The sequence below is a fragment of the Hymenobacter coccineus genome, from assembly GCF_001816125.1.
GTDB classification, from domain to species: domain Bacteria; phylum Bacteroidota; class Bacteroidia; order Cytophagales; family Hymenobacteraceae; genus Hymenobacter; species Hymenobacter coccineus.
This window is the reverse complement of the sequence record NZ_MDZA01000064.1, coordinates 1-11,323: the sequence shown is the minus strand read 5'-3', so window position 1 is coordinate 11,323 and position 11,323 is coordinate 1. Positions and strand designations below refer to the sequence as shown.

Annotated in this window: 7 protein-coding genes and 2 pseudogenes; all 9 read left to right on the top strand. The window is 64.4% G+C overall.

What is annotated here, in order from left to right; translation table 11 throughout:
* Nucleotides 1-249: pseudogene (locus BEN49_RS27610) on the top strand (hypothetical protein); the annotation flags it as partial.
* Between the two features lie 43 nt (nt 250-292).
* Nucleotides 293-3,529, top strand: coding sequence for a TolB-like translocation protein (locus BEN49_RS05075; protein WP_083325789.1), 3,237 nt, complete (start codon nt 293-295; stop codon nt 3,527-3,529).
* Nucleotides 3,530-3,766: 237 nt separating this feature from the next.
* A complete protein-coding gene (locus BEN49_RS05070; RefSeq protein WP_070741661.1) occupies nt 3,767-6,928 on the top strand; it encodes a TonB-dependent receptor in 3,162 nt (1,053 codons plus the stop codon).
* A gap of 24 nt (nt 6,929-6,952) precedes the next feature.
* Nucleotides 6,953-7,909, top strand: a pseudogene (locus BEN49_RS29245) (alkaline phosphatase family protein); the annotation flags it as partial.
* A gap of 519 nt (nt 7,910-8,428) precedes the next feature.
* Entirely contained in the window at nt 8,429-9,097 is a 669-nt protein-coding gene (locus BEN49_RS29240) for a heme exporter protein CcmB (RefSeq protein WP_083325791.1), read from the top strand.
* 12 nt (nt 9,098-9,109) lie between these two features.
* Nucleotides 9,110-9,868: a cytochrome c biogenesis protein CcsA gene (gene ccsA, locus BEN49_RS05055; protein ID WP_317040396.1), complete on the top strand. Its 759-nt coding sequence runs from the start codon at nt 9,110-9,112 to the stop codon at nt 9,866-9,868.
* Entirely contained in the window at nt 9,858-10,124 is a 267-nt protein-coding gene (locus BEN49_RS05050; protein ID WP_070741652.1) for a CcmD family protein, read from the top strand. The genes ccsA and BEN49_RS05050 overlap by 11 nt, the downstream gene beginning before the upstream one ends.
* A gap of 109 nt (nt 10,125-10,233) precedes the next feature.
* On the top strand, nt 10,234-10,662 hold the full coding sequence (locus tag BEN49_RS05045; RefSeq protein ID WP_070741649.1) for a cytochrome c maturation protein CcmE domain-containing protein: 429 nt from the start codon (nt 10,234-10,236) through the stop codon (nt 10,660-10,662).
* A 3-nt stretch (nt 10,663-10,665) separates the two neighbouring features.
* On the top strand, nt 10,666-11,323 hold a 658-nt coding region (locus BEN49_RS05040), incomplete at its 3' end, for a hypothetical protein (RefSeq protein ID WP_141765616.1).

Sequence of the window (11,323 nt, the reverse complement as noted above, 5' to 3'; positions counted from 1 at the left end):
GCGGTGGTGGGGCAGCGGGCGGGGGTGCGGCCCGCCGTGCGGCGACCGCAAGCCGCTGCTGGGGCCCACCCCGCGGTGCCGGGCCTCAGCTTCTGCGGGGGCTACGGCTCGAAGGGCGTGGTGCTGGCCCCGCGGCTGGCGGCGCTGATGGCCGACTGGCTGCTGGGCCAGGCCGACCTCTGGCCTGAAGTGAGCCTGGCCCGCTACGGGGCCCTGTGGCCGGCGCCCGCGCTGGCTCCGGAATTTTAGCTTTTACGGCGGACTAATTTCCGCTTTTGTTCGTTCGCTGACTATGACAAACATTACTTTGGTGAAGAAAGCAGTGCGGGGCGCGTGCGCACTGGTGTTTCTGTTGGCTGTGGGGGCCCCGGCGCGAGCTCAGACGGCCCAGGAGCAGTTCGGGCGGGTGCGCATTCAGTACCGTGATTTCCACTGGCAGCAGTACTCCACCCAGAACTTCACGGTGATGTACTACGACGGCAACGAGCCCGCCGCCCGCCGCGCCGTGGAATACGCCGAGAAGGAGTTGCAGCGCGTCACGGCCCTCATTGGGTACTACCCCTACGCCAAAACCACCGTCATGCTCTACAACTCGGTGGGCGACCTAAGGCAGAGCAATGTAGGCCTCGACCCCAACCCCGAAACCGTAGCCGGCGGCGACGCGCCCCTGGCCCGGATGAGCAAGGTGCAAATCGCCTTCACTGGTCTGCAAACCGACTTCAAGCGCGAAATCAGCTTTCAGCTCACGCAAGTACTGCTGAACGACATGATGTACGGCGGCTCGTTGCGTGAAGTGTTGCAAAGCAGCTACTTGCTGCAATTGCCCGACTGGTTCATCAGCGGGGCCGCGGCCTACGCCGCCGAAGGCTGGAGCGTGGACATGGACGGCTACATGCGCGACATGACGCGGCTGTACCCCACCGGCAACCGCTCAGCCCCGTTCTTCATCCGCGACCCGCGCCTGTCGGGCCACAGCATCTGGAATTACATCGCCGAGCGCTACGGCTACACCAGTATCCAGAATATTCTGAACCTCACGCGCATTACGCGCGACGCGGAAGTTGGCATCAGCTCGTCGCTGAATGTGCCGTACAAAATCTTCATGCGCGACTGGCTGGCCTACTACCGGTCCCTGAACGCGCAGCCGGCCACCGCCGCGCTGGCCCAGCCCGATGCTAAGTTTCAGATTGGCGGGCGCAACCGCCGGGCTACCATCTACTCGCAGCCCGTGTTCAGCCCTAACGGCCAGCAACTGGCCTACGCCGTGAACGAGCTGGGCCGCTACCGCGTGGTGGTGGCCCGCCGCGACGGCAGCCACCGCAACACCGTGGCCCGCGGCGGCTACAAAACCCCTGACCAGCAGGTAGAAAACCGCCTGCCGGTGCTGGCCTGGCGCGGCAACACCCAGGTGGCCGTGGCCGAAATGGCCCAGGGCACCATGACGCTGCACCTGCGCGACGCCACCGGCAACAACATGCTCGACCGCCTGCGCACGCTGGTAACGTTTCGGCGGCCGGCTTCGCTGTTCAGCACTTACGACCAGGTGCTGAGCATGAATTACTCGACTGATGGCAAATCGCTGGTGTTTAGCGCTGTGCGCGGCGGCCAGAACGACTTGTACGTGCTGCGGGCCGGTAGCCGCCAGGCCGAGCAGCTCACCAACGACCTGTTCGACGACGCGCAGCCGGTGTTCATGCCCGACGGCAAGAGCATTGCCTTTAGCTCGAACCGCTACCTCGATTCGCTGGGCCAGTCGCGGCCTGCCACGTTCGCTAATGTGGTGAACAATTACGACTTGTTCCTCTACCACCTCGACGGGCGCACCGTGCCGCTGGAAATCCTGGCCAGCACCATTTCCAACGAAACCCGCCCCCGGGCCCTGTCCGACGACCAGATTTTGTACTTGGGCGAGGAGAGCGGCGTGCGCAGCCTCTACCGCTACACGCTTTCGACCAAGCAGCGCGACCGCCTGACGAGCTTCCTGCCCAACATCAGCGACTTCGACTACAGCCCCACCACTACGGCGCTGGCCATGGTGGCTCCCGCACAGGCGCGCGACGTGCTTTACGCCTACCCTACGTTTGAGCTGACCGGGGCCCTGCCCGCCGCCAAAACCGCCCGCCAGAAAACATTGGAGGACCGCTCGGCGGCCCCCGTGGCCGCCGCTAAGGCCGCGGCGCGCCCCGCTGCCGCCACCGATACCGCCGGGGTCTTCGGCGCGCGCCCCCCCCGCCGCAAGGCCAACGAAGCGGTGAATACCGACAACTACGTGTTTGAGGAAGACGAGCCGGTGCGCCCCGTGGCCCGCGCCGCCGCCCGCCGCCCCGTGAACAAGGTGCTGCCCGAAGTACCCCAGGTGACGGGGCCCTATCGCTACGACACGCGGTTTATGGCCGACAACATTACCACTTCGACGAAGTGGGACCCGCTGCTGGGCATCGGCCTGCAATTCCGGGCCCACCTGAACGACCTGCTGGAAAACCAGCGCATCGACGCCGGCCTGTTTGGCCTGTTCGACCTGCGTACCAGCAACATCAACGCCTCCTATACCAACCTCACGCACCGCGTCGACTGGACGGTGGCTTACCAGAAGCAGGCTTATTTCTTTGACCTGCAAGACGGCAGCCGCTTCCGCTACGGGAGGCACGAGGCGGCCATTACGTTTGCCTACCCGCTCACCCACAACCTGAGCCTGCGCGCTGGCCCGCGCTACGAAAACCTCAACCGCACCCTCTCCAACAGCTTTTCCAACGCCCTGGACAACAACCAGAACTATGCGGGTTACAAGGCTGAGCTGGTGTTCGACAACTCCATTGCTACCGGCGTGAACATGCTGCGCGGCACCCGCATGAAGGTGGCCTTGCAGCAGCTGCGCGGCATCAACAACGCGGCCCTCAACTTCGGCAAACTCACCATCGACCTGCGCCACTACCAAAAGGTGCACCGCTCCATCATCTGGGCCAACCGGGCCAGCTACGGGCAGTTCTTCGGGCCCAACACCCAGTACTTCCGCCTGGGCGGCATGGATAACTGGTTCTTCCCCAACTACAAGGACGACCGGGTGCTGTTTCAGCCCAACGTGCCGGTGCCCGACCCCAGCCAAATCTTCAACCAGCAGTTTGTGACCAACCTGCGGGGCTTCGACTACAGCACCCGCATCGGCTCGCGCTACTTGCTGCTGAACAGTGAGCTGCGGATACCCATTGTGCAATACCTGTCGCGGCGGCCCATCTACTCGGCCTTCCTGCGCAACCTCCAGTTCACGGGCTTCGTGGACGCGGGCACGGCCTACTCGGGCGGCAACCCGCTCACGGTGGACAACTCGAATAACACCGTGCCCTTCGGTGGCAACGGCAACCCGTTCTCGGGCACCGTCACCAACTTCAGCAACCCGCTGCTGGTGGGCTACGGGGTGGGCGTGCGCACCACGCTCTTCGGCTTCTACGGCAAGGGCGACGTGGCCTGGGGCCGCGAAAACTATACTACTAACCCGCCCAAGTTCTATCTCACGCTGGGCTATGATTTCTAATCGCTGATGTTCGCTGATTAGGCTGATTGCGCTGATTTTTAGATTTGTACAGGGCCCCTGATCTTGATCAGGGGCCCTCTTTTTTGTGGCTGGCGCTCCCATGCGCAGGATTTGGCGGCTGCGGACGGGGCGAAAAGCCGTGCGCAACGGCCAAAGGATAACAATAGCTGCTTATGCCCGACACATTGCCTTAACCGGGTCCGCGAACCTTTGCGCCTTCATTTAATCCACATGAATATGCGCCGAGTTCTAACCTCGATGTTGTTGTTTTGGCTGCTTTTGAGCGGCTATTGGGGCCTTGCCCAGTCTACCGATGCCTCCATTGCCGGGCGCGTGGTGGACGAAAAAGGCGAAGCGCTGCCGGGTGTTGTCGTGGTGGTGCGCAACGAAGCCACGGGCTTCCAAACTTCCACCGCCACCAACGTGGAGGGGCGCTACTTTTTGCGGCAGCTGCCGCTGGGCAAGCCCTACAGCGTGCGGGCCAGCTTCGTGGGCACGGGCCCCCAGGTGAAAAATGAGTTGTCCCTGAACTTGGGCGACCAGCTGGCCGTGGACTTCGTGCTGACCGCCGCCGCGGTGGGCCTGGAGGAAGTGGTGGTGAAGGGCAACGCCCTCAACAGCCGCATCGACCGGCTGGGCAGCAGCACGGCCATCACCGACCAAACCATCCGCCAGATTCCGACGCTGAACCGCAGCTTTACCAACCTGGCCGCCCTGGCGCCCACCTCCAACGGCGGCAGCGTGGGCGGGCAGCTGCCCTCGTCAACCAACTACCTGATTGATGGGGTGAGCGCGCGTAATAACCTGACCTCCGGGGCCGTGGGTAACGGGCCGTACTCGCTCTCGCTGGAGGCCATCCGCGAGTTTGAGGTGGCCACCAACGTGTACGACGTGACGCAGGGCCGGCAGGGCGGCGGCACCATTAGCGCCGTCACCAAGTCGGGTACCAACACCTTCACGGGTTCAATTTTCGACTATTACCGGGCCGATTTCCTGGCCAGCCCCTACGACATCCGGGGCAACCGCCGCACCCAGAACTTCACCACCAACCAGTACGGCTTCAGCCTCGGGGGCCCTATTATTAAGGACAAGCTGCACTTCTTCACGGCCCTCGACCGGCAGAACCAGTCGGCCCCGTTCTTCATCGCCGACATCAAGTCCGACGCCGACGCCAACGCCCTGGGCATCAGCCGGGCGGTGCTGGACTCGGTGCTGACCATCGGGCGCACCAAGTACGGATTGGGCGCGGGGCCCCAAACCGGCGAGTTTGGCCGCAAGACGCTGGCCAACACTTTTTTTGCCCGTCTCGACTGGCAGATTAACAACAAGAACCGGCTGACGCTGCGCAACAACTACAGCGACTGGAATAACCCGACCAGCACCGACGACAACTCGGCCATCAATCTGTACGAAGTGTACGGCAATTTTAAGTCGCGCGAGAACAGCACGTTGGCCTCGCTGCGCACCCAGTTCAGCCCCAACCTGGTGAACGAGCTGAAGGTGCAGTACCAAACCGTGCAGCGCGATTACTCAACCAGCGAAGCGCTGCCCGAGGCCAACATCCCGCGGGCCATTGTGACGGTGCGCTCGCTGCTGCCCAACAGCCGCCAGGGCAGCACCTCGGTGCAGCTCGGGGGCCAGCGCTTCACGCCCGAAAGCAACCTCGAAAACCAGCTGCAGCTCGTGAACACCGCCTACCTCACCAAGGGGCGCTACAACTTCACCTTCGGCACCGACAACACGCTCACCTACCTTGATACCTACATTTCGAGCGAGCAGAACGGGCGCTTCGTGTTCAACAGCCTCAAGGAATTCAACGACCTGAACCCCTCGCGCTACGCCCGCGAAGTGCCGCTGCAAGGCATCCCGTCGGTGCAGCAGTACGTGCTGAACGCCTCGCTGTTTGGCCAGGTGCAGTACAACCCGCTGCCCAACGTGGAGGCCGTGGTGGGCCTGCGCTGGGACCTGACCAGCTACCGCACGCCGGGGGCCTACAACCCCGTGCTGGCCGAAACGCTGGGCCTGCGCACCGACAGCAACCCCACCGACTGGAACAATATCCAGCCCCGCGTGCAGCTGACCTGGGACGTGAAGGGCGAGCGCAAAAGCATCATCCGCCTGGGCGGGGGCCTGTTTTCGGCCAACCCCGTGAACTACGCGCAGGTGAACAACATCCAGAACAGCGGCACGCTGGTGGGCTCCGTGGACGTGACGCGGCCTTCGACGGGTGAGAACCCCGTGCCCCGGCCCAACTTCCCAGCCTACCGCGCCGACCCCAGCACGGCCCCCGGCCTGCTGCCCGGCGTGCCCTACGTATCGACCATTAATCTGAACGACAAGAACTTGCAGGTGCCCAACGTGTACAAGGCCAACCTGAGCGTGAACCGCATCGTGAACAACTGGCTGCGGGTGGGGGCCAATTTCCTGTACTCGTACACCGCCGACAACTACGTGTACCTGGACCGCAACCTGGTGGACCAGCCCTACTTCCGGCTCGACAACGAAGCCGGCCGGGGCGTGTTCGTGCCGGCCGCCAGCATCACGGCGGGCGGCATTACCAACAGTGTGCTGGGGCGCAAAACGCAGTCGGTGGGCCGCACCCTGGAGTTCACCAACGGGGCCAAGGTGCAGCAGGCGGCCGTGGTGGCCGACGCCGAGTTGCGCTTTGCCAAAACCGGCTTTTTCAACGCCAGCTACACCTGGAACTCGACCCGCGACAACACGTCCTACAACGGCAATGTGGCCAACACGTCCACGTTCCGGCCCGTAAAGTCGGACCCGCGCGACCTGAGCGAACTAAATTATTCCGACAACCAGTTCCGGCACAAGGTGGTGTTTTTTGGGGCCTCGCCCAGCGTGAAGGGCTTCGTGCTGAGCGGCCGCTTCACGGGCCTGGGCGGCACGCGCTACTCCCTGACGGTGGATTCGGATATCAACGGCGACTTCGTGGGGGGCCCCGGCACGGACAACGACCTGGCCTTCGTGTTTGACCCCAACGACCCCAATACGGCCCCCGCCGTGGCCGCCTCCATGCAAAAGGTGCTGGCCAACCCCGACAACCGCGCCGCCGACTACATCCGCCGTAGCCTGGGCACCATTGCCGACCGCAACGGGGGCGTGAACCCGTTCTCGGGCACCTTCGACGTGCGCTTGCAAAAGACCTTCCGGACTTACAAAAACCAGGGCTTCACGCTCAGCGCCGACGTGTTCAACTTCGCCAACCTGCTGAACAAGGGCTGGGGCGTGAACTACAACCTGGGCCAGCAGAACCTGCTCACGGCCACCGGCTTCAATCAAACCACCCGGCGCTACACCTACCGCGTGAACGAGAACGTGGGCACCACCAACCAAAACGGCACGCCCTACCAAATCCAGCTCGGGGCCCGCTACTCCTTTTAAGTTCGCCGCTTCCTGCTGCCGCTTATGAAAACTGTTTTCGCCGCCCTGGGCCTGAGCTTCGGCCTGGCCGCCAGCGCCGGGGCCCAGCCGGCCAAGCACGTCGTGCTCATCAGCATCGACGGCTTCCGGCCCGATTTTTACCGCGAGGCCAAGTGGCCCACGCCCAACTTGCAGCGGATGGCCGCCCGGGGCACCTCGGCCGACGGCGTGCGGGGCGTGTTTCCGAGCGTGACGTACCCCTCGCACACCACGCTCGTCACGGGCGTGGCCCCGGCCCAGCACGGCATCTACTACAACTCGCCCTTCGAGCCCGACGGCGCCACCGGCCGCTGGTACTGGGAGGAAAGCCTGATCAAAACCCCCACGCTGTGGGACGCGGTGCGCCAGGCCGGGGGCAAAACGGCTTCCGTGTCGTGGCCCGTGACGGCCGGGGCCCCCATCGACTACAACGTGCCCGAGGTGTGGTCGCTCGATAAAGCCCTGGACCGCCTCACGCCCGTGCGCCAGCAAACCACGCCCAAGGGCTTGTTCGAGGAGATTGAGCAGCGCGCCACGGGGCCCCTCACCGCCCGCGACATGAGCAGCGACTACGTGAGCGGCGACGAAAACGGCAGCCGCATCGCCGCCTACCTGCTCGAAACCTACAAGCCCACGCTGCTCACCCTGCACGTGTTCGGGGTGGACCACGCCGAGCACCAGGACGGCCGCGACGGCGAGCATGTGCGCCGGGCCCTGGCCACCGCCGACTGGGTGGTGGGCAACCTGGTGGAGGCCCTGGCCAAGGCCGGTATCGACAAGGAAACGGCCGTGATTGTGACCGGCGACCACGGCTTCGTGGACATCACCACCACGCTGGCCCCCAACGTGTGGCTGGCCCAGGCCGGCCTGTATGGCGCCGAGAAAGGGGCCTGGAAAGCCCAGTTCCACACTTCGGGGGCCGCCGCGTTTCTGATGCTGAAAGACGCAAAAGACAAGAAAACGCTGGCCGACGTGCGCCGCCTGCTGGCCGCCGCGCCCGCCGAGCAGCAAAAGCTGTTCCGGGTGGTGGAGCGCGCTGAACTGGACCGAATCGGGGCCGACCCGCACGCGGCGCTGGCCCTGGCCCCGGTGCTGGGGCGTGGCCATGAGCGCCGCCCGCGACGGGGCCCCCATGCGGCCCGGCCACGGCGGCACCCACGGCTTTTTCCCCGACAACGCCCAGATTCAGACTGGGTTTATTGGCTACGGCCCCGGCTTTGCCGCCGGCAAAGTGCTGGCCCAGATGGCCCTGCAAGATGTGGCTCCCATTACGGCCCAGTTGCTGGGCCTGCCGTTCAACCCCTCCCAGAGCCCGCTGCCCGCGCAAGTGGTGCAGTAACTGCGGCCGCACCGCCGCACCATTGGCCTTGCGCCGCCCGGGGCCCCCGGGCGGCGCAATTGCGTTGGGGGCAAATTGCCGTACCCCCGCGCCGGGCGCGGGTCGTATCTTTGCGGCCCGAAACCAACCTGCTGCCCGTGCCGCTGCTCCGCGAAATTTCTACCCTGCTCGCCAAAGACTTCCGCCTGGAGTGGCGGCAGCGGGCGGCGTTGGGCGGGCTACTGCTGTACGTGGGCAGCACGGTGTTCGTGTGCTTTCTCAGCTTTAGCCTGCGTGGCGGGCAGCCCCCGGCCCCGGCCTGGAACGCCCTGTTCTGGGTGATTCTGCTGTTTGCCGCCATCAACGCCGTGGCCAAGGGCTTCATGCAGGAAAGCCCCGGCCAGCGCCTGTACTACTACACGCTGGTGGGGCCCCAGGCCATTATCCTGGCCAAAATGCTGTACAACGCCCTGCTGCTGCTGGGCGTGGGGCTGCTGGCCTTGTTCCTCTACACCATCTTTTTGGGCAACCCGATTCAGGACCTGGCCCTGTTCGTGGCCAACCTGGTGCTGGGGGCCCTGGGCTTCGCCACCACGCTCACGCTGGTTTCGGGCATTGCGGCCAAGGCGGGCGGCAACGGCGCTACTTTGATGGCCGTGCTCGGCTTTCCGGTAATGATTCCGATGCTTTTGCTGTTAATCAAAGTCAGCAAGAACGCCCTCGACGGCCTCGACCGGGGTGTGAGCCAGCAGGCCATCATCACGCTGCTAGCCCTGAACGTGATTGTGGCGGCGGTGTCGTACTTGTTGTTTCCGTTTTTGTGGCGTGGTTAAAACCAGTAGGTTATGAGCAAAGCAACGTTAGGAATTATCATCTCCCTGGTCAGCGTCGTCGTGATGGCGGGCGGCGTGTGGGGCGGGCAGCGACTGATTGAGTCGCGGGGCCCCTCGGTGTGGAAGTGGCTGGCGGTGGTGCTCATCGTGGGCTCGGCCATCGCCGGGCTGCTCATCCCGGTGCCGCGCCTGCCCATTGTGAACGAGAGCGTGCGCAACCTGTTTTTCCACGTGCCCATGTGGTTCGGGATGATCATGGTGATGTTCGTGTCCATCGTGTACTCGATGCAGTACCTGCGGCGGCCCTCGGCGCGGCTGGATATCTTGGCCCACGAGGCGGCCAAAACCGGCATTTTGCTGGGCGTGCTGGGCCTGGCCACCGGCAGCCTGTGGGCCCGCTACACCTGGGGCGCCTGGTGGACGCCCGACCCGCGCCTGAACGCCGCCGCCGTGGCCCTCCTTATATATGGGGCCTACCTGGTGCTGCGCGGCTCGTTTCGCGACGACCAGCAGCGGGCGCGCGTGTCGGCCATCTACAACATTTTCGCGTTTGCTGCCGCCATTCCGCTGCTGTTCATTCTGCCCCGCATTTCGGGCAACAGCTTGCACCCGGGCCAAACCGGCAACCCCGGTTTCAACAAGTACGACCTCGATAGCACCATGCGGCCAGTGTTTTACGCCGCCGTTATCGGCTGGATTTTGTTCTCCTTCTGGCTTACCCAGGTTAGCAGCCGCCTCACGCTGCTCCAACACCAACACGATGACCAATAAGTTTTTGCGCTACTTCGCGGCCGTTTGTGGCGCGTTTCAACTGGTGCTGGGCACCACCGCCCACGCCTGGGCCCAAACGCCCGGGGCCCCCGATGTGCCGGCCATGGCCGACGACCTGCGGGCCAGCGGCAAGATTTACGTGGTGGTGGCCGCCGTGGTCGTCATCATCGCCGGCTTGCTCGTCTACCTCATCGCCCTCGACCGCAAGGTGGGCCGGCTGGAAAAGCGGGCCGCCGAAGGTGGATTTAATAACTAAGGACGGATTTTTTAGTCTCCTTCACGCGTTGCTGTTGCGGCGTTTCGTTTGTTTCTACGGCTGCCCGGCAGCCGGTTTTACGCACCAAATTCGTTAGTACCTGCGGTTTATGAAGAAGACCCATATTTTCATCATTGCCATCATCGCCATTGCGGCGGGCATTATCCTCAGCACCACGGCCGATGCCAGCGTGTACGTGCTCTTCGGCGAAGCCCGCCAGCGCGCGGCCGAGGGCAACGCCACCAAGGTGCACGTAGTGGGCCGCCTGCCCCGCGACGGCCAGAACCACCCCATCGGCCTGCAATACGACCCGATGGTAGACCCCAACTACTTCGCCTTCACGCTGATGGACTCGACGCACGTCTCGCAGCGCGTGGTGTATAACAACCCCAAGCCGCAGGATTTTGAGACCTCGGAGCAGGTCGTCATCACCGGGGCCATGCAAAACGGCACCTTCGTGGCCGACAACATTCTGCTGAAGTGCCCCAGCAAATACGTGAAGAAAGACCTGAAAGGCACCGAAGTAGCCGCCAAGTAGCCTTTGCGCGCCCGCTCTAAACCCCATGGCCGCCTCGCCTCCCGCCGCCGTTGGCTGCAAGGGGCGGGGCGGCTGATTTTTTGGAGCCTGGCGCTGGCCGGCTGGGGCCCTGGGGCCCAAGCCCAGGTGGCCAACGACAACATTGAAAACCGCCGCCGGCTGGCCCTGAACGAAACCATAACCTCCAGCACCGTAGGCTGTACCGTGCAGCGCGGCTGCGTGGATGAGCGCCTGACCGGCCAGTGCATCCAATACCACAACGACCAGTGGTTTGAGTTTACGCCACCCGCTGCGGGCCGCTACTTCGTGAACGTGGGCGGGCAGCGGTGCCGCGATGTGCGCGGCGTACAGCTGGTGGTGCTGACTGGGCAGCCGTGCCAGCCCGCCACCTACCGCGTGCTCAGCTGCACCTCGCTGGGCACCCAGGACGACGTATTTGTGGCCGTGGACCTGGAAGCTGGCCGGCCGTATTTGCTGGACGTGGACGGGTACTTGCAGGATTTCTGCACGTTCACGCTGCAAGTGAGCGGCCGGGCGGTGGGCGTGCCCGCGGTGCCGCCGCTGCCCGCGCCCGCCGGGGCCCTGCCTGCCACTAGCCGCGTGGTGCAAGTGGCCTGGGCCCTGCCCGATTCGCTGGCCGGGCCGGCTGCCGCCGTGTCGC

Excerpts from the sequence above, each read along its gene's own strand:
- BEN49_RS05075 (WP_083325789.1), top strand. The coding sequence starts at position 293 with ATGACAAACATTACTTTGGTGAAGAAAGCAGTGCGGGGCGCGTGCGCA.
- BEN49_RS05070 (WP_070741661.1), top strand. The coding sequence starts at position 3,767 with ATGCGCCGAGTTCTAACCTCGATGTTGTTGTTTTGGCTGCTTTTGAGC.
- ccsA (WP_317040396.1), top strand. The coding sequence starts at position 9,110 with ATGAGCAAAGCAACGTTAGGAATTATCATCTCCCTGGTCAGCGTCGTC.
- BEN49_RS05050 (WP_070741652.1), top strand. The coding sequence starts at position 9,858 with ATGACCAATAAGTTTTTGCGCTACTTCGCGGCCGTTTGTGGCGCGTTT.
- BEN49_RS05045 (WP_070741649.1), top strand. The coding sequence starts at position 10,234 with ATGAAGAAGACCCATATTTTCATCATTGCCATCATCGCCATTGCGGCG.